This window comes from Phocaeicola sp. RTP21198st1_B8_RTP21198_201120 (assembly GCF_040929485.1).
Taxonomy (GTDB): Bacteria; Bacteroidota; Bacteroidia; order Bacteroidales; family Bacteroidaceae; genus Phocaeicola; species Phocaeicola dorei.
The window spans coordinates 1-21,007 of sequence record NZ_JBCOCI010000043.1 but is presented as its reverse complement, the minus strand read 5'-3'; the positions used below and the strand labels follow the sequence as shown (position 1 = coordinate 21,007).

The following is a 21,007-nucleotide window of genomic DNA, read 5'->3' as shown; positions in this document are numbered from 1 at the left end:
AACCTTCTTTATTATCCGGTGGTATGATTGCGGATAATCTTTTATATAGATTTCTCCTTGATAAGTCCTGTCCGGTAAGCCACCAGCAATTTCTTTAAATCGTTAATCTGTGTCACCAGTTCCCGTCCTTTGTCAGTGTCCTTTACCATCATGCGTTGGGTGCTCATTTCTACTATCTGGGTGCTCGATTTGATATCCTGCCCTTCTTCAATGGCTTTTTGCATTGAGGTGAACGGTTCGTGCTGTACCAGTTGGAATCCGCGCGAATGGTATACCAGTGTATATCCGGCAATTCCGGTTTCCGAATGATACGCTTTAGAGAATCCTCCGTCTATGACCATCATCTTGCCGTTTGCTTTTATCGGATTCTCACCTTGGATGGTTTTTACGGGTACATGTCCGTTGATGATATGGCGGTGTGTTCCTATCACTCCGAACTCGTCCAGCAGCATATCACATACTTTTTCTTCATTGCGCAGGCTGTAATAGTGACCTTTTACTTCCTTGTGTAACTCTTTCTCTTTTAAAAAGTAACGTTCAAAAGTAGCCATTTTGTCTTTGTCGAAAGCAGGGGAGTCTTTGCCACACCACAAGTACCATACATAGTCTACGGCAAAGGGTCTGTCCTCGTTGTCTTCCTCAGCGAAGAAGGCGGTACGGATCAAGTGCCCTACCTTTTCCAGCAAGGCTTTTCCTTTGTACATTTTTCCGGCTATGGACACATCTTTCAGCGTACCGTCGGCATTCAGGGGTATGGAGGCGTGGAACAGCAGATTTGAGTTGCTCACCGTGTACATACATCCGTAACGGAACAGGCAGCGGATATGTTTTTTCAATTTCTCACTGCTGACAAACGAACGATGGAGTTTGTTCATAATCTCCCGTTCTTCGTCTGTCAGCTTATAAGGATCGGCAGGATTTACCGTAGGAAGAAAGCTGTCTTTCAGTTCATATTCTTTTCCATTGGGCATTGTGATAGTCTTACGCTCAAAATCTATACGGTGTAGCAGCATACGGTCGTCCATCTCGAAATCGGGGCGGCGCCTGATAATCTCTGCTTCCAGCTTGAACTGGATAACACTGATTGCTTTGTGCATCTGGCCTATCATGCGCAGTGTCTTGGCATTGTAAGTACAGTCTTCTTTCTCTACTTTCGGTCCGAATAGGGTGCAGGGATCGTCTGCGTATGTTTCCATGGCAAAGGTGGCCAAAGGCAGAAGGTTGATGCCATATCCATCCTCCAAGGCGGCAAGGTTGCCATAACGCATGGCCAGGCGTAGCACGTTTGCCATACAGCAGTCGTTGCCGGCTGCGGCTCCCATCCATAAAATGTCATGGTTTCCCCATTGTACATCGAAATTATGATAATCGCATAATATGTCCATAATGCGGTGGGGGGCGGGACCACGGTCGAATATATCACCCAGCACATGCAGTGTGTCTATGGTGAGCCGTTGGATGAGGTTGCATAAAGCAATGATAAAGTCATCGGCGCGGCGGGTAGAAATGATGGTGCTGATGATGACGTTAATATACGCCTGCTTGTTGGGAACCATTGAGTTTTCGTGCAACAATTCCTGAATGATATACGAGAATTCTTTGGGAAGTGATTTCCGCACTTTGGAACGGGTGTATTTGGAGGATACATTCTGGCATACACGTACCAACTGGTTCAACGTGATGACATACCAGTCGTCCAGGTCCGTTTCCACTGCTTTTACCAGATCCAGTTTTTGTTCCGGATAATAAATCAGCGTACATAGTTCTTTTTTTTCGTTCTCGCGCAGGGTATTCCCGAATATTTCATTTACTTTTCTTTTGATGGCCCCGGAAGCATTCCGCAATACATGCTGGAATGCCTCGTACTCTCCGTGCAGGTCGGCAAGGAAATGTTCTGTACCTTTAGGCAGATTCAGAATAGCTTCCAGGTTGATTATTTCCGTACTGGCATCGGCTATAGTGGGGAAACTATGCGACAGCAGTTGCAGGTATCGCATATCTTTCTGTATGGTTTCCGGGGTGATTGAATTATAAGCGTTCATGGCTGGAAATTATATAAAAAACATGAGTATTAATTGGGCTATAATGACCCGGCTGAACATGGACAGCGGATATACGGTGGCATAACTCACCGCCGGATTATCACCGGGTAACGTGTCATTGGCATAGTTCAATGCCATAGGGTTTGCCATGCTTCCACACAGCATACCACAGGTGCTTCCGAAGTCGAGGCGGGTCATGCGGAGGGCCACTAATGCCATGATGACTACCGGGATAAAGGTGATGGCGAAGCCTATAGCTATCCAGATGGCTCCTTCGGGGCGCATCACTGTCTCGAAGAAATGTGCACCTGCATCTAGTCCCAGGCAAGCCAGATAGAGAGATAACCCGATACCGCGCAGCATCAGGTTGGCACTCCGGGTGGTATAAGTGATGAGGTGGAAACGGGGACCAAAGCATCCGATAAGAATTCCTACTACGATAGGTCCGCCTGCCAGGCCTAATTTAACGGGAGTGCTGATGCCGGGGATGGCGATAGGGATGGAGCCTAGTATCAATCCCAGTACAATACCTATAAAAATGGCGGCAAGATTAGGATCCTTCAGCGTTTTAACCGCATTGCCTAATACTTTTTCCACATTCTCTATGGCTTTGGCTTCTCCCACCACGGTCAGCCGGTCGCCCAGTTGGAGGATCAGCCCCGGTGTGGCAAGTAGTTGTACCCCGCTGCGCATCACACGGCTGATGTTGATGCCATAGCTGTTGCGCAGACGTAAAGAGCCTAGTTTTTTCCCGTTTATTTCGGGGCGGCTGATAACGATATGTTTGGAAATCAATTGGCTGTCTATGGCATTCCAGTCGATGTCTTCTTTATTCCAATCCTGGCTTTCCTGTTCGCCGAAAAGAATCGTGAGCGAGGGAGCGTCCTTTTCGGTGGTGATAACCAGCAGACGGTCATTCTCTTTCAGGATTTTTTCTGAAGTGGGGATACTTACCGTGCCTTCCCGCCATAAACGGGAGATAACAAATTTAGGATAGCTTAATAAAGCTACTTCTTTTATGCTTTTATTGAAAATGGCGGGATTGTGCACTTTGAAGGTGGCAATGAATGTCTGATTGGTGTCCTCGTGTTCGTGAATGTCGATATCTGAGGGACGAACAAATAATTTGCGTACCAGCAACATGGCCAGAATAACACCTACCACTCCCAGCGGATAGGTTACGGCGCAACTTAACGCTGCGCCACTGGCGGGTTCCCCCATTTGTTTTAAAGTCTGTTGGGCGGCCCCCAAAGCGGGAGTATTGGTGGTGGCTCCACAAAGGATGCCTACCATATCGCTCATCGGTATGTCTCCCAGTTTGCTGAAAAGCACCGTCATGACCGTACCTGTCAGAATAACGCCCATGCCCAGCATATTGAGCTGTACACCGCCTTTACGGAATGAACTGAAAAAGCCGGGACCTACCTGCAATCCTAGTTCGTATACAAAAAGCACAAGACCGAAACTCTCGGCGTAATTCAGCATATTCGAGTCGATTGAGAATCCCAAGTGTCCGGCCAGAATACCGGCAAAAAAGACGAAGGTAACTCCCAATGAAATGCCAAACAGGTGGATCTTACCTAAACCGAGCCCCACAGCAATGATAATCGAGAGGATTACAACCGCCTGTAAAGGCGTGTGTTCAAAAAATAAGCTATTTAACCATTCCATATTGCAAAGATAGTACATTTTTAAGTTCTGCAAGCGATAAATAGGTATTTATGGATGGAACATGACTCATCTCGTTCTATAAATGATTCTTTTCCTCCAGCCACGCATCAATCAATTTTCTTGCCAGACTCAGCTTTTTGGGTATCTCTGGCAAATTGTCTTTGGTATAGAAAGCGCCGGCATTCAGTTCTTCTTGTTGTAATTTGATGTTTCCGCTTTCATAATCGGCGGTGAAGCCTATCATGATTCCGCTGGGATAAGGCCACGGCTGGCTGCCGAAATATTTCAGGTTTTTGATATGGAGTCCTGTTTCTTCCAGTACCTCGCGGTACACACACTCCTCCAAAGTCTCGCCCGGTTCAAGAAAGCCGGCTACCAAACCGTTGAAAGTTCCCCGGAAGTTGCGGGCGTGAACCAGCAGTATGCTGTCTCCCCGGCGTATCAATACAATGATGGCAGGAGAGATGCGCGGATAAATTTCCTGACGACATTGGGGGCATTTTTTAGCAATTGGAGAAATCTGTACGGTAGGCACGCCGCACATGGGGCAATAGCGGCTGTTCTTGTCCCAATTCAGTATCTGGAAGGCTTTGCCACCCACATTGTACTCTTCCCAAGGCAATACGTCGTATGAACTCCGGAGATCCATCATCAGGTGGCGGTCATTTTCGCAGCCGGGCACCGGGGCGTGTACGGAGAAAGTTTTGGCAGTGTGTCCCTCTATCTCTCCGATGGTGTGGATAGTGCTTCCCACCGGAACAGGCATGGGAGGCTCTGTTCCGAAAGGTATGGTGTACATTCCGTTCTTTTTCTCTATCAGCAGCTGATCCTTATAAAAAACGAACCAGCCGCAGGTTTCTATATCTTCTTCCATATTCTTTTTTACCTTGTTGCAATTATTGATTCAATCCTTTCATAGTGAGCTGGATGCGCTTGCGCTCTAGGTCTATGCTCATCACTTTCACCCGTACATGCTGATGGATGCTGACTACGGTGGTGGGGTCGCTCACAAATTTGTCGGCCAGTTGTGATACGTGCACCAGACCCTTCTCTTTGATTCCTATATCTACAAAGCAACCGAAGTTGGTAATATTGTTCACAATGCCGGGCAGTTCCATTCCTTCAGTCAAATCCTCTATGGTCTTTACATTCTTGTCAAATTCAAAAACTTGGATTTGTTGCCGTGGGTCGCGTCCCGGCTTGTCCAATTCCTGTATGATGTCTGTCAGGGTGGGAAGCCCCACTGTCGGGGTGACATACTTCTTGATATCAATCCGGCTGCGTAGTTCTTTGCTCTTTATCAGTTCGTCCACGGTGCAGCTCAGGTCTTTGGCTATCTGCTCCACTATGGGATAGCTTTCGGGATGCACGGCCGAGTTGTCCAGCGGATTCTTCGCTTGTGGGATACGCAGGAACCCTGCGCATTGTTCAAACGCTTTCGCTCCCATCCGGGGTACTTTCAATAACTCCTTGCGTGAACTGAAGGGCCCGTTCTCGGTGCGGTAATCCACAATGTTTTGAGCCAAGGCAGGACCTAGCCCCGATATATAAGTCAGCAGATGACGGCTGGCGGTATTGAGGTTCACACCTACCAGGTTCACACAACTTTCCACCGTCTGGTCCAATGATTTCTTCAATAAAGTCTGGTCCACATCATGCTGGTATTGTCCCACTCCGATAGATTTGGCGTCTATTTTCACCAGTTCGGCCAGCGGATCCATCAATCGGCGGCCTATGGATACGGCTCCACGCACGGTCACGTCGTATTCAGGGAACTCGTCTCGGGCGGTTTTCGAGGCCGAGTAAATGGATGCTCCGTCCTCGCTTACTACAAATACTTGCAATTCACGGTCATAGCGTTGTGAAGTGATGAATTGTTCTGTCTCACGGCTGGCGGTGCCATTACCTATGGCGATTGCCTCTATCTGATATTGTTCTACCAATTTCACGATGCTGCGGGCTGCCTGTGAGTATTCACTCTTGGGCGGATGCGGATAAATGGTTTCATTGTGCAGCAAAGAGCCTTGGGCATCCAGACAGACTATTTTACATCCGGTACGGTAGCCGGGATCAACTCCCATGACCCGTTTCTGTCCTAAAGGGGGAGCCAGCAGAAGCTGTCTCAGGTTTCCGGCGAAGACGCGGATTGCCTCCTCGTCGGCTTTCTCCTTGCTCAAGGCTGAAAATTCGGTTTCGATGGAAGGCTTCAGAAGCCGCTTGTACGCATCACGTACTGCCTCGCCTACCTGGCGGCTGCATTCATTGTTGCCACGGACATACATTTGTTCCAGCCGTCCGGCGCACTCTTCGTCATCGGGGCTTATACTTACTTTCAACAGGCCTTCCGACTCTCCCCGGCGGATAGCCAGCAGACGGTGGGAGGAACAGCGTTTCAAAGGTTCGCTGAAATCGAAATAATCGCGGTATTTGGCGGCTTCTTCCTCTTTGCCTTTCACCACTTTGGAGGTGATGACGGCTTGTCGGGAAAATAGGTTGCGCAGTTGGTTGCGGGCACGCTCGTCCTCGCTCACTTGTTCGGCTATGATGTCGCGCGCGCCTTTCAGTGCATCCTCTTCGTCTTTCACATCTCCTTTCACAAAAGCGGGGAGACGGCTGTCCAGATGGTTTTCGCGTTGCAATAACAGTAAGGTGGCAAGCGGTTCCAGTCCTTTTTGCCGTGCCGCTTCGGCGCGGGTCTTACGTTTCGGCTTATAGGGCAGATATATGTCTTCCACTTCGGTGGCATCCCAACTTTGTTCAATGCGTTTGCGCAATTCTTCTGTTAGTTTGCCTTGTTCTTCTATGGTAGAAAGAATGGTTTCTTTTCGTTTGGCCAGTTCACACAACTTGTCATTTCTGTCTTTAATTTCGCCTATTTGTACTTCGTCCAGCCCTCCGGTTGCCTCTTTCCGGTATCGGCTTATGAAAGGGATGGTAGCTCCCCCGCCCAGTAGAGATAATGTATTGTCTACTTGATGTACGGAAACCTTCAGGGCTGCGGCAATCATTTTATTGAATAGTTCCATGTTTGTTGTTTTCTTTTGGGGGGCAAAGGTATAAAAAAGGTATGGGTTTATCGTATAAATCGGGTGTATTTCTGCAAAGAAAAAGAGTCGGTCCGATGCGTTTCCAGGGCTCACAAGGCTCAAGGCTCACTTATGCGGTATTTTAAACCTTGGTAGATGTGTAAATGTTTGTTTTACAGATTGTTTACTAAAACAAGACGTGCGGATTGAATATTATTCTTTGGTCTTTGGGAAGTTCAGGATTGTCTTGACTTTGTCTGTCGTTTTATGGAATTTGTGTTTGGTTTGACCAGGCTTGTTTTTTTGCCGGGTTTGATTCATAATAGGCCGGATCAATGGATATGGGGTGCTTCCGGATTTTTCACGATGCCCGGAATGACCAAGTGATGATGTCAATAGAAATTTCTTTTATTTATACATTTTGCTTTCCGGTAAATGTCGGATGTATCCGTGTGTGCCTGGGTGTCATTATATTATTCATTTATTTTTCAGAATATAGTCTTGTTTTCGTCTTTTTATTGTAATAAATTGAAAATCAGTATATGTATGGGTTTCTTGAAGCTTGTTTTGGGCTTAAATACCGCTTAGGTGAGCCTTTGAGCCTTGAGCCTTGGAAGGCCTTGTGAAAAGACCTTGTCATTCCCTTCCAAAGACCTGTTCTTTGTATAAAAAGACCTTGACGTTTTTTTAAAAGAACCTTGTCTTTGACGCCAAACATCAGGACCTTTTTTTTAAATGTCTGGATCTTTTTCAAAAACAACAAGACCTTTTTTCAAAAGGAACGGGTACAAACGGACAGCCGGTCCGTCTCTTTTCCCAGATAGTGTAATAATTATGAAGAAACTGTTTATTTTACTTGTGTGCCTGTTGCCTGTGTTGGCACAAGCTCAAATGGAAACTTCTGTAGCCGGATTCATCCCTTTATCCGGTAGCGGAAGAATAGTATATAATTTCAATCCCGGATGGCGCTTTCATCGTGGAGACATAAAAGGCGCGGAAGCCGTACGTTTTGATGATACATCCTGGCAAGTAGTGTCTGCTCCGCATACTGTGGAACTGATGCCTGCCGAGGCAAGCGGTTGCCGTAACTATCAGGGTGTGGCATGGTACCGGAAACATTTTGTGATTCCTCAAGATATGAAAGGAAAAGAGGTGTCGCTTCATTTTGAGGGAGCTATGGGAAAACAGGTAATTTATTTAAATGGCAAGAGGGTACAAGAGCACTTGGGAGGATACCTTCCTTTCACTGTGCAACTGACGGAACAGGGGGTACAGCCCGGAGACAGTTGCTTGCTGGCGGTGATGACGGATAATAGTGATGATAAGAATTTTCCTCCGGGAAAACGTCAATATACCTTGGATTTCGCTTATCATGGAGGAATTTACCGGGATGTGTGGATGATAGGAAAATCAAGTGTAGCTATTACAGATGCCTTGGAGGCCGATAAGGTGGCCGGAGGCGGAGTTTTTGTGCATTTTGACAATATAAGCGGGAAAAAAGCGGAAGTGTATGTGGATACGGAAGTACATAACAGTGGAAAGCGGACGCGTACCGTAGCCGTGGAGACGGTTTTGGCGGATGCCGGCGATGTTCCCGTAAAACGGATTTCGCAACAGGTGAAACTGCAAGCAGGGGAATCGAAGACGGTGCGGCAACAGTTTGCAGTTCGCAATCCTAAGTTATGGTCTCCTGATTCGCCTTATTTGTATAGGATACAATCTCGTGTCAAAGCCGGACATGAAGTTTTGGATGGGGGAGTGACACGTGTGGGGATCCGCAAAGCGGAATTTAAAGGTAAGGATGGCTTTTGGTTGAATGGCAAGCCTTTTGGTCAATTGGTCGGCGCGAACCGTCATCAGGATTTTGCATACGTGGGTAATGCGCTGCCCAACAGCCAGCAGTGGAGGGATGCCAAACGCTTGCGTGATGCAGGATGTACCATTATCCGTGTAGCTCATTATCCGCAAGATCCGGCATTCATGGATGCTTGTGACGAAATGGGGCTGTTTGTTATTGTGGCTACTCCGGGATGGCAATATTGGAATAAAAATCCGGAGTTCGCAAAGCTGGTACATCGGAATACCCGTGAGATGATACGCCGGGACCGCAATCATCCCAGTGTGCTGATGTGGGAGCCTATTTTGAATGAAACGCCTTATCCGCGCGATTTCGCACTGGAGGCATTACGGATTACACGGGAGGAGTTTCCTTATCCCGGACGCCCTGTAGCGGCAGCCGATGTTCATTCGAAAGGAGTGGCGGAAAACTATGATGTGGTGTACGGATGGCCGGGAGATGATGAGAAGGCAGACCGTCCGGAACAATGTATTTTTACTCGTGAGTTTGGCGAGAATGTGGATGACTGGTATGCACATAATAATAATAACCGTGCCAGCCGTAGCTGGGGGGAACGCCCGTTGCTGGTGCAGGCGTTGTCATTATCAAAGAGTTATGATGAAATGTACCGCACTACAGGACAGTTTATCGGTGGGGCGCAATGGCATCCTTTTGATCATCAGCGGGGGTATCATCCCGATCCGTATTTCGGGGGCATTTATGATGCGTTCCGGCAGCCTAAATACGCTTATTATGCTTTTCGCAGCCAGTCTGCCGCGACATTGAAGCATCCTGTAGCGGAATGTGGCCCTATGGTGTTTATCGCCCATGAGATGTCTCCTTTCTCGGATGCCGATGTGGTGGTGTTCAGTAATTGTGATTCGGTTCGTCTCTCTGTCTATGACGATACTGAGAGCTGGACGCTTCCGGTAGTTCATGCGCAGGGACATATGCCTAATGCCCCGGTGATATTCAAGGATGTATGGGATTTCTGGGAAGCACGCGAGTATAGTTATAAGCAAAAAAACTGGCAGAAAGTAAATATGGTGGCAGAGGGAATTATAGACGGTAAAGTGGTTTGCACTTATAAGCGGATGCCGTCACGTCGCAGCACGAAGTTGCGTATGTATGTGGATACGGAAGGAAAACAATTGGTGGCAGACGGTTCGGATTTTATCGTAGTGGTGGCCGAAGTGACGGATGATAGCGGTAATGTGCGCCGTCTGGCCAAAGAAAATATCGTATTTACTGTAGAAGGTGAAGGACGAATTATAGGGGATGCCTCTATCAATGCCAATCCGCGCACGGTGGAGTTTGGCTCTGCTCCCGTCTTGATCCGTTCTACCCGCAAGCCCGGCAAAATAAAGGTGAAGGCCCATGTGCAGTTTGAAGGAACGAATGCGCCGGTTGCTACGGAAATAGAATTAGAAAGTATTCCGTCAGAACTGCCTTTCTGTTATACGGAGGAGGAGACGGATGCCCAATCAGCCGGAGCAGGACTAGCCGGAAGCCCTGTTAGAACAGAAAGAATGGCGGGGAAAGTTGTGCTGACAGAAGAGGAAAGGCAAAAAGTATTGATGGAGGTGGAGAGACAGCAAACTGAATTCGGTACGGAGAAGTAATATAGATAGAACGCGGATTTATCTCGTTCCAATCTAACCAATAATTGGTATTTAACTAATTTCAATTTAAGTACCAACGGATTTTTTTCTTATCTTTGACCTCGGTTTGAAGAAAACTAAATACTTATGAAGAAATATATACTTATTATACTTTGTTGCCTGACAAGCTTTCCTCTGTGGTCATATAATGTGAATATGATTGTGGAACATTATTCTGTAGATCAAGGGCTTCCTAATAATACGGTAAACTGTACCTTGAAAGACAGAGATGGCTTTATCTGGTTCGGAACCTGGTATGGCTTATGTTGTTTCGATGGAGTGAAGTTTAAAACATTCAATAAACAGGAGCACGATTCGGATGTGCCGCCACGTAAGATCCAGCGCATAGTCGAGGATAAAAACGGGTATATATGGGTAAAGACCATTGACCGTAAGTTATATGTCTTCAATAAAGTGACCGAATGTTTTCATGCTGTTTATGATGACATGAAGAACTATTCGGAGAATATCCAGGTGATAAAATTACAAAATACGGCCGAGGGGGATGTGTTGTTGCTGACTAAAGATAAAAATCTGTTATTGGCCGGGGTAGATGAAAAAGGGCAGGTAACTATCAAGATTCTGTTCGACTCTCGGAACGAGATAAACAAGCATGATTATACACTGAAACACCATGTCCTGTGTGAGACGGAGGAATATATCAGTTGGATAGGAACTGATTATAAGGTAGCCGCCGTGCATAAAGGATCGGAATTGGCATCCCGGCCTGCCGATTTTATAACCAGTAAGATTAATTCCGGTGACAAGGATAGTTTTACCAGTTTTTTTGAGGATGGCAGGAAGGTATGGGTCGGAGATCGTGCGGGTATTTTTTACAGTATCGATGTGAGGACCGGTTTGGTAAACCGGTATGTACTTTCCGAAATAAAAGGTGCGATCAGCAATTTGCTGGTTACTCCGGCAGGTTATGTCTATCTCAGTGTGGCCGGACAAGGCACATACGAATATGATTTGGCTGAGCGCAGGTTGCAAAAGATAAATACTGAAATGAATGACGCTATGGTAACTCATGCATTCATAGACCAGTATGATAAAATATGGTTTCACGAAAATGAGAAGGCGCTGATTTATTATGATCCGTTGAACCATACTGCAAAACGGTTTCCGTTTACCATGTTCGGCAAGATAACCACCCTGTATTCGGAAGATGCCGGCGAAAGAGGGCTTTTTTTCCTGTCTCCGGCAGGAGAGGCCTGGTTGTTCGACAGGGAACATGCGGAGATGGTTTATATCAATAAATTGAAACAACTTTCTAATGATAGGGCAAATCAGCAGTTTTATCATCTGATGTTGGATAATGACGGGGTATTGTGGCTTTCCTCTGCCGATGAAGGGGTGTATTGCATGAATTTCCCCAAGAAGCAATTCAATCTGCTTTCGTTGTCTCCGCAATCAGTCGGTCAGGAAAATTATGCGACAGGGGTAAGAGCCCTTTTCCAATCAAAAAGTGGCGATATCTGGGTGGGCACCCGTTGGCAGAGTGTTTATCGGATGGACCGGAACGGTGTAACCAAACATGTTTTTTCGACAGGTGACGAGCATATAGGTAATGTATATCACATCATGGAAGACGACAAAGGAAACCTTTGGTTCTCTACCAAAGGCGACGGATTGGTGAAAGCTGTTCCTGATGAGAAAACTGCAGGTGGTTTCCGTTTTAAACGTTATCTGCATAATTTGTCTGATTTGTCGTCAATCAGCGGGAATGATGTGTATTTCACTTATCAGGATGAAAAGAAACGTATCTGGGTGGGTACTTTGGACGGAGGATTGAATCTGCTTTGTGAGGAAAATGGGGAAGTCACTTTTAAGAATAAATATAACGGATTCAAGAATTATCCTACGTATGGCCTTTATATGGAAGTGAGGAATATGATAGAGGATAATGACGGGCGTATGTGGGTAGGTACGATGGACGGGCTGATGTCTTTTAAAAACAACTTTGCCTCAGTGGAGCAGATTGATTTTGAAACCTACCGTGGTGCCAACCGGGTAAATTATGCCGATAGCGATGTGTACGCGCTTTATAAAGACGAGTTCTCTCAGATATGGGTATGCGTGTTTGGTGGAGGATTGAGCAAATTGTCGGGATATGATGAGGAAACGCATAAGCTTTCATTTAAATCGTATGGCTGGGAAGACGGATTGAATAATGATGTGGTGATGTCTATTATAGAAGATGATAACGGTTTCCTTTGGCTTGCTACGGAAAAAGGACTCTCTTGTTTTGACAGGGCGACAAGCCAGGTGCGTAACTATGACAAATACGATGGCTTTCCCCCGGTTGTGATGGAAGAAAGCACCACATTGAAAACGCTGGACGGGGAACTTTGGCTGGGGTGTAAAGAGGGTATCTTGACCTTTTCTCCCGATAAACTGGAAACGCAAAGATTTGATTATAACACATTTATTGTAGGATGTCAGATATCAAACCGGGACATACGCAGCTATACGGACCATCCTATTATTGACCGGTCCATTACCTATACAGACAGGATTACATTGAATCATAACCAGTCCATGTTTACTTTAGAGTTTGCGGCGTTGAACTATAATAATCAGAACCGTGTGTCTTACAAATATATTTTGGAAGGATATGAAAAAGAATGGCACTATAACGGGAAGAACCGTATAGCGTCCTATACCAATGTTCCTCCCGGCAAGTATCTTTTCAGAGTACAGACACTGGATGAGGCAAATCCCGGTTTGGAATCTTTCCGTGAGTTGACCGTTGTCATTCTGCCGCCTTGGTGGGCCAGTTGGTGGGCGTATGTTATCTATATGATTATAGCTGTAGCCTTATTGCTGGTGGCTATAAAATTATCTCTTTTCATGATTAAGGTGAAAAATGATGTGTATATCGAACAAAAATTGTCCGAATTGAAAATCAAGTTCTTTACCAATATCTCGCATGAGTTGCGTACTCCGCTGACTCTGATCCAAGGGCCTATTCAGGAGTTGAAAGAGAAAGAAAAACTATCTCAGAAAGGAATGCAATACGTGGATCTGATGGAAAAGAATACCAAACAGATGCTGCAACTGGTCAATCAGATATTGGATTTCCGTAAAATACAGAACGGAAAAATGCGTCTGCATGTGTCGTTGTTCAACCTGAATGAGATGGTAGACTCTTTTGAGAAAGAATTCAGGGTGATGGCCGAAGAAAATGAAGTCAGCTTCACGTTCCAGCTGGCCGGTGAGGATATCATGGTATGGGCGGATAAGGAGAAAGTGGCCATCGTGATCCGCAACATAATCTCCAATGCGTTCAAGTTCACTCCTGCCGGGGGGAATATTTATGTCACGATGGGAGTGTCGGATGATGACAAGCATTGTTATGTACGGGTGGAAGATAGCGGTGTGGGTATTCCCCAAAGCAAGCTTTCCGAAATCTTCGAGCGTTTCTCGCAGGCTGACAATGCACGTGGCGCTTATTATCAGGGAACGGGCATCGGATTGGCTTTATCTAAGGAAATTATCAGTCTGCATCATGGGGAAATCTATGCAGAGAGCCCTGAAGGGAAAGGGGCAGTCTTTACCATTGAATTGCAACTGGGTAAGGAGCATTACAAACCGTCGGAAGTCGATTTTTATATGGGCGGGGAAACGGTGAGTGTTCCTGAAACTGAATCTGTTTCTGCTTCTGCCGGCAAGGAAAGCGAGGAGGAGAAAGAACAGCCTGTCGATTCGTCTTTGCCTACCGTGCTGATTGTAGAAGATAATAAGGATTTATGTAATATGTTGAAGTTGCAATTGGAAGATAAATTCAATATTTATATGGCCAATGATGGTGTGGAGGGGCTGAAGAAAGTACATCTCTATCATCCCGACATGGTAGTCACCGACCAGATGATGCCGAATATGGATGGAATAGAGATGTTGCAACGCATCCGTAAAGATTTCCAAATCAGTCATATTCCGGTGATTATCCTGACGGCGAAAGGTAATGATGAAGCGAAGACCAAAGCGATAAGCATGGGAGCGAATGCCTATATCATCAAACCTTTCAGCAAAGACTATTTGGTGGCACGTATCGAACAGTTGCTGAATGAACGTAAATTGTTCCGTGAACGTGTATGGCAGCAGCCCGAAGAACATAAGGAGGAACAGGATACATACGAACAGTTCCTAGTGAAGAAAGATGTGCAGTTCATTGAAAAGATTCATCAGGTTATAGAAGAGAATTTGGATAATAGTGATTTTAATATAGATACTATAGCATCAACTATCGGGCTGAGTCGCTCGGCTTTCTTTAAGAAGTTAAAGAGTCTGACCGGGTTTGCTCCGGTGGATTTAGTGAAAGAAATTCGTCTGAATAAATCAATAGAGTTGATTAAAAATTCGGATATGAGTATTTCAGAAATAGCTTTTGCCGTAGGCTTCAAGGATTCCGGTTATTTCAGTAAATGTTTTCGTAAAAAATATGATCAGACTCCGAGGGAATATATGAATGAATGGCGTAAAAGTTGATTTCTTGATCTTATAAAGCAGGAATCCCGTAAACAGATGCAAGCGAGCATTGTGTTTGCGGGATTGTCTTGTTTATTCACTAAATTATTTTTGGACTTTATTAAGATTTAGTGATTACATACTTTTTTGTGATTCGTCTTAATTCTAAACAATAACTAGATTATGATGAATGTGAAAAAAATTATCAGTTTAATTATGCTCCTGTTTATGTTACTGCCTTTGGGAGCACAGAATTCAGAGGGAAAACAACGCTATAAAATAGCTGCGTGTGACTGGATGATGCTAAAACGCCAGAAGATCGGTTCTTTTCAATTAATGAAGGAACTAGGAGGTGATGGCATAGAAATGGACATGGGAGGCTTGGGAAAACGGGATACTTTTGATAATAAGTTCCACCAACCCCATTTCTGTAAATTATTTAAAGAAACAGCACAGGAACAACATATTGAAGTTCCTTCTGTGGCGATGTCCGGATTCTTTGGACAATCTTTCTTGACTCATCATAATTATAAAGCTTTAGTGCAGGATTGTTTGAATACGATGAAGGTGATGGGGGCCCAAGTAGCTTTCCTTCCATTAGGTGGTATAAAAGAGGACTGGACAGTAGCGGGTGATGCACGTCAGGAGTTGGTAAGCCGTTTGCACGAAGTGGGAGAAATGGCAGTGAAAGATGGAGTAGTGATAGGTATCCGTACTTCTTTGGACGCTGGAGAGGATATAAAACTGTTGAAAGAAATTAATTCGAAAGGTATAAAGATTTATTATAGTTTTCAAAATGCGTTGGAAAATGGACGCGACCTCTGTAAAGAGTTGAAAAAACTGGGAAAGGATCGGATTTGTCAGATACATTGTACGGATACAGACGGGGTTACTCTTCCTTATAATACCCGTCTGGATATGAATGCCGTAAAGCATACCCTTGATAAGATGGGGTGGAGCGGATGGCTGGTCATTGAACGGTCACGGAATAAGGATGAAGTCCGGAATGTAAAGAAAAACTTCGGGACGAATGTCGCTTATCTGAAACAGATATTTCAACAAGAAAAATAAGATAATATTTTAATTTTAAAAAAGATTCTATGGAGAATGAAAATGCATTTCTTCAGAAGCTGGACAAGATTGGCAACTTGACACAAGTGGTCTGTCTCAGTCTGTTTCTGACAGGAGTTTCTGTTCAGGGAGTATCCGCTGAGACAGGATTCCCTATATCCCAGTCGGTGCAACAGACTAAAACTGTCACCGGACAGGTGGTTGATGAAACTGGTGAACCGGTGATTGGTGCCAGTGTGGTGGTGGAAGGAACTACAAACGGTACCATTACTGATTTTGACGGAAAATTTGCTTTGCAAGTCCCTTCGGGCAAGAAGGTTGTCATTTCATTTGTGGGGTATGTGCCGCAAACGATTGCTCCGAAACAAGGAAAAGACTTTAGAGTGGTGCTGAAGGAAGATTCCAAAATTCTGGATGAGGTGGTCATTGTTGGTTACGGTACTCAAAAGGCTAAAAATGTTACTGGTGCAATCTCTACTGTAAATCCAAAAGAAATAGAAGATTTGCCAGTAGGAAATTTGGGAGCGGCTTTACAAGGCATGGTGACAGGTTTGAGTGTTAGTGGTGGCCAGACTCGTCCTGGTGCTGCTGCTAGTTTATCGATTCGTCAGCCAATGACTTTGTCTAAAGATGGTGGAGATACAAATCCTATTTATGTTGTTGATGATTTTATTGTGGATGCAACAACATTTAATAACTTGGATCCTAGTGAGGTGGAAAATATATCAGTATTGAAAGATGCTGCAGCTTCTGTTTATGGTGCTCGTGGTGGACAAGGTGCCATATTGGTGAAAACCAAGCGTGGCAAAGAAGGTGATCCTCGTATATCCTATAGTGGGCAATTTGGCTATAATGATGAAATAGCTCGTCCCAAAATGATGGATTCATATCATTATGGATTGTTCTATAATGCTATTGCTGCTGCTAATGGCAATGATGAGATAAAAAATCATAAAACAGACCTTTTCCAAGCTGACGAGTTAGAAGCGATGCGTAATATAAATTATGATTGGTTGGATGATGCTTGGAAAGGTGCTTTTAGTATGAAGCATAATCTTAATTTAAGTGGTGGAACACAAAAAGCAACTTATTTTGCTGGTGTTTCATATTATACTCAAAGTGGTAATTTGGGAACCTTGGACTATGAACGTTGGAATTATCGTGCTGGTGTGGATGTTAAACTGGCATCTCATTTTAAAGTAGGTTTGCAAGCTTCGGGAGATTATGGAAAAAATGAAAAGACCTTTAATAAGGTCGGAGGGGAAAACGATGAAAATGACTATAATACATTATTATTGACACCTCGCTATATTCCGGCATATATAGATGGCTTGCCGTTATTACGTTATGGATTTTCCAACAGTCAGCAAAATAACATCCAGCAATATAATTATTATGCATTAGAAGAGTTAGGTAATATATCAAAGAATGATCCTCAAAATATGCGTTTGAATGCTTCTGTGGAATATGACTTTGACTGGAATAAAACACTGAAAGGACTTAAACTGAAAATGTCTTATTCTAAAAGTATAAGTACAGATAAAAATAGTCGTGTCGGTTCCAAATATACTGCTTATTCTTTCAAAACACGTGGGGGATCAGGTAATCACTTATATATAGGTGATGATTTGACTAATGAATCTAATTTGCAAGAAACAACAGTTAAAAATGGAAATCAGATTTGGAGGACCATGAATCGTACGGATAGCTACCAGTTGAACTTTGTTGCAAACTATAATCGTACTTTTGGCAAACATACGATAGGAGCTTTGTTTTCTGTTGAACGCTCAGAAAGGAATTATGAGTATGTACGCTATTATAGGGAAGATCCGTTAGAAGTAAATAATGGTGAATGGAATACGGCAACAGGCAAAATGGATGGATTGACAGAACGTTCTGAGTCTGGATTGTTGTCTTATATTGGGCGTGTGAACTATTCATATAATGATCGTTATATGATGGAATTCCTTGTTCGTTCAGATGCCTCTACTAAATTTGCACCTAGTAATTACTGGGGGGTATTCCCTTCTTTATCATTGGGTTGGGTGGTATCTGAAGAAAATTGGTTTAAAGAAAAAATACAATGGCTTGAATATTTGAAAGTCAGAGGTTCGGTAGGTATGCTAGGTAAGGATAACACTAAAGCATGGTTGTGGCGTCAGAATTACTCATATCAGGCAAATAAAGGAGCTGTTTTTGGTACAAATGAGCAAAACCCTGTAGGTATGGGATTGAAAATGGGTGCGGCTCCTAATGCTGATGTTCATTGGGATAAAAGTTATAAATTCAATTTCGGTATTGATACTAGATTTTTGAATGGTAGATTGTCATTTGGTTTAGATGCGTATTTGGATAAGAATACAGAAATGTTAGTTCAAAGAGACGGATTGGTTCCTGTGACCATTGGTGGCGCATTGGCAGCTGAAAATTATGATGCCATAGATGCTTATGGCGTGGAACTTTCTTTTGGATGGAGAGATAGAGTAGGTGATATTAACTATTTTGTAAAATTGAATACAGCATTTACAGGTACTAAATACCGTAAACACGATTGGCCGGATATTATAGGTCTGGGTGATATATATAAAGGTGGTCCGACTGATATGGGTAAGTGGGGATACGATTGTATAGGTATGTTCCGTACCCAACAAGAGATTGATGAGTTTGTGACAAAAAATAATGTCACAAAATATATGGGACTGAATCCTGAACAAATAAAGCCCGGTATGTTGATTTATCGTGATGTTAGAGGTAAACAGAATCCTGATGGAAGTTGGGAGGCAGCTGATGGTATTATTGATTCAAACGATAGAATACGTTTGAGTAAGAAAAATAGTAATCCTTATGGATTTAGCTTAAACTTTGGTGGTGACTGGAAAGGTTTAAGTTTAAGTGCACAACTTAGTGCCTCGTGGGGTGGATGGGCTGAAATACCGTCTGCTGCAAGAGATATGAGTACTAAGAAACTGAATTATATAAATGCTCCTGTATTTTGGAATGATGTGTTTGTTCCGGAAGATGTAGTTGATGATCAAGGTAATATTGTTGCATATCAGAATCTTGATGCCAAATATCCTAATATGGGCTTTTCTGTGAATAATGAAACTTCTAATTTTTGGAGGGTCAATTCATTACGTATGACTTTAAAGACATTGACGATAGGGTATAAATTACCATCCGATTGGGTGAAGAAGATAAATATTGAGGGATGCCGTTTTACTTTGACTGGTACTAATTTATTAAGTTTCTTTAATCCGTATCCGGAGAATTTTTGTGATCCGTTGAGTGTGTATGGGGCTTATCCTACTTTGAGAAATGTTTCGTTAGGTGTTAATATTTCATTCTGATTAAAAATATGAAAAAGATATTGAGATATGCTTTTTTTGCAATGGCATTGGCTGCTATGACTTCATGTAGTGACCAGTTTCTGCAAGATAAAAAAGATTATAATGGTTTTAATGAAGAAATCTATGATGATATAGCATTAGCTACTGGAAAAGTTGATTTTGTTTATGGTCTTTGTTTGCCAACAACTGCATCGGGAGTTGGTCATTCTAACCCTTGTACAGGACGTGCCGATGCTTTTTCTCAATCGACAGAAGAATACGCAGGTTCTACTACTTTTACTCAGTTGGCTGAAATTTTGAGTTCGAATGTTCCTGACTATTTTTATAATAAAAATACGGATGGACCATGGTCACGTATACGTGAATGTAATATTTTTCTGGATAATATTGACAAAGGGGCATTAGGAGAGGCAGATAGAAACAAGTTGAAAGGACAGATTTATTTTTGGCGGGCTTGGATTTATACTCGGTTGGTTATGATGTATGGTGGAGTTCCTATTGTAACTACGGCTCAAAATGCTATTTTAGGTGATGGATCTTCTAAAGATGAACTGGAAGTGCAGCGTAGTTCAACGGCTGATTGTATTGATTTCATTTGCGAAGATTTGGATAAGGCCATAGCCATGTTACCAGGAAAATGGGACAATAGTAATTGGGGACGTATCACTTCAGGTGCGGCAGCAGCGTTAAAGGGACGTTTATTATTAGCCTATGCTAGCCCACTATTCAATCGTAATGATGATCAGGTAAGATGGCAGGCTGCTTATGATGCTAATAAAGCTGCTTATGATTTGTTAATCCAGAATGGATTTGGATTGGCTGATGGAAAAGGCAACCGTGCTGAAAACTGGGAAAAAATGTTCTGCCAGATTCAAAGTAGTGAGGCGGTAATGGTCACTTTGTTCAATACTTTGACTAATGATTATAAAAAGAACAATAGTTGGGAGCAGATGGCTCGTCCTAAAGAGCTCTTAGGAGGTGGTGGAATGGCCGCTACAGCTGAAATGGTTGATTTGTTTCCAATGGCAGATGGTAAGAAACCGGGGGAAAGTGTATTTGAATATGATGAACTGAAATTCTATAAGAACAGGGATCCTCGTTTTTACCGTACGTTTGCTTTTAATGGAGTAGTTTGGCCTTATAAGATGGACAATGGTTATACATTGTGGAATTATCAATGGTATAAAGATGAAGATTCTTTTGAAAGTGGGAAACCTGGTAATTCTGCTCAATATTCAGGGGATGTCAATTCTGGTATATTTGTGCGTAAACGTACAAATCCTGAGGCACAATGGGATAATGCAAATAAATTCAATTTAAGTGCTACTCCATATATGGAAATTCGTTTTGCCGAGGTCGTTTTGAATTTAGCCGAATCGGCTTGTGGTATTGGTAAGAAAGATGATGCTGTTGAATTGTTGAAGGATATTCGTGAAAGAGTAGGTTATACAGGTGATTGTGGATTGGCGGTTGCTGAGTTAAAAGCAGATCGTGATAAGTTGTTTTCTGCTATATTGTATGAGCGTCAGATAGAATTGGCTTATGAAGGAAAACGCTTTGATGATATGCGTCGTTGGATGTTGTGGAATGATGATTTTGGAACATGTACCCGACTAGGCGTGGAGCCTCTGAATGGAAAACGTCGTCATGGCATGTTCTTAGCGGTGAAGCCATCTGTGTATACCGAAACAAAAGCAGGACAGGATTATGATGTTTTTAATCCTGATAGTAAAGCTTATGACGCTTCAAAGGTTACTCGTGCTGGTATCGGTTTGGATCCTAGTTCTTCAGATGAGGAATTTATGTTGCAAATTGAAAAATTGGATAAATTCTATGACACAAATTTGGTACGGCATGAAAATGATCAGATAGATGGTACTTC

At 43.6% G+C, this 21,007-nt stretch carries 9 protein-coding genes; 5 read left to right on the top strand and 4 right to left on the bottom strand.

The window, feature by feature from the left end:
• Positions 1-41 precede the first annotated feature (41 nt).
• The 4 genes from AB5935_RS15090 to AB5935_RS15075 all read right to left on the bottom strand — a co-directional run bounded on the left by AB5935_RS15090 (position 42) and on the right by AB5935_RS15075 (position 6,739).
• Positions 42-2,042, bottom strand: a complete 2,001-nt coding sequence (locus AB5935_RS15090; protein WP_007838415.1) for a fructose-bisphosphatase class III — start codon at positions 2,040-2,042, stop codon at positions 42-44.
• Positions 2,043-2,051: 9 nt separating this feature from the next.
• A complete protein-coding gene (locus AB5935_RS15085) occupies positions 2,052-3,713 on the bottom strand; it encodes a putative transporter (RefSeq protein WP_007838416.1) in 1,662 nt (553 codons plus the stop codon).
• A 76-nt stretch (positions 3,714-3,789) separates the two neighbouring features.
• Complete coding sequence (gene nudC, locus AB5935_RS15080) at positions 3,790-4,587, bottom strand: NAD(+) diphosphatase (protein WP_007838418.1); 798 nt, start codon at positions 4,585-4,587, stop codon at positions 3,790-3,792.
• A 22-nt stretch (positions 4,588-4,609) separates the two neighbouring features.
• Complete coding sequence (locus AB5935_RS15075) at positions 4,610-6,739, bottom strand: Tex family protein (protein WP_038609314.1); 2,130 nt, start codon at positions 6,737-6,739, stop codon at positions 4,610-4,612.
• A gap of 834 nt (positions 6,740-7,573) precedes the next feature.
• Here AB5935_RS15075 and AB5935_RS15070 point away from each other — a divergent pair.
• The 5 genes from AB5935_RS15070 to AB5935_RS15050 all read left to right on the top strand — a co-directional run.
• A complete protein-coding gene (locus AB5935_RS15070) occupies positions 7,574-10,198 on the top strand; it encodes a glycoside hydrolase family 2 protein (protein ID WP_007852335.1) in 2,625 nt (874 codons plus the stop codon).
• Between the two features lie 126 nt (positions 10,199-10,324).
• A complete protein-coding gene (locus AB5935_RS15065; protein ID WP_038609317.1) occupies positions 10,325-14,728 on the top strand; it encodes a two-component regulator propeller domain-containing protein in 4,404 nt (1,467 codons plus the stop codon).
• Between the two features lie 165 nt (positions 14,729-14,893).
• Positions 14,894-15,778 (top strand): sugar phosphate isomerase/epimerase family protein, encoded by an 885-nt coding sequence (locus AB5935_RS15060; protein WP_032936718.1) that lies wholly within the window; start codon positions 14,894-14,896, stop codon positions 15,776-15,778.
• Positions 15,779-15,807: 29 nt separating this feature from the next.
• Positions 15,808-19,125 (top strand): SusC/RagA family TonB-linked outer membrane protein, encoded by a 3,318-nt coding sequence (locus AB5935_RS15055; RefSeq protein ID WP_007838437.1) that lies wholly within the window; start codon positions 15,808-15,810, stop codon positions 19,123-19,125.
• Positions 19,126-19,133: 8 nt separating this feature from the next.
• Positions 19,134-21,007, top strand: a 1,874-nt coding sequence (locus tag AB5935_RS15050) for a RagB/SusD family nutrient uptake outer membrane protein (protein ID WP_368327469.1), incomplete at its 3' end; no start/stop codon positions are given.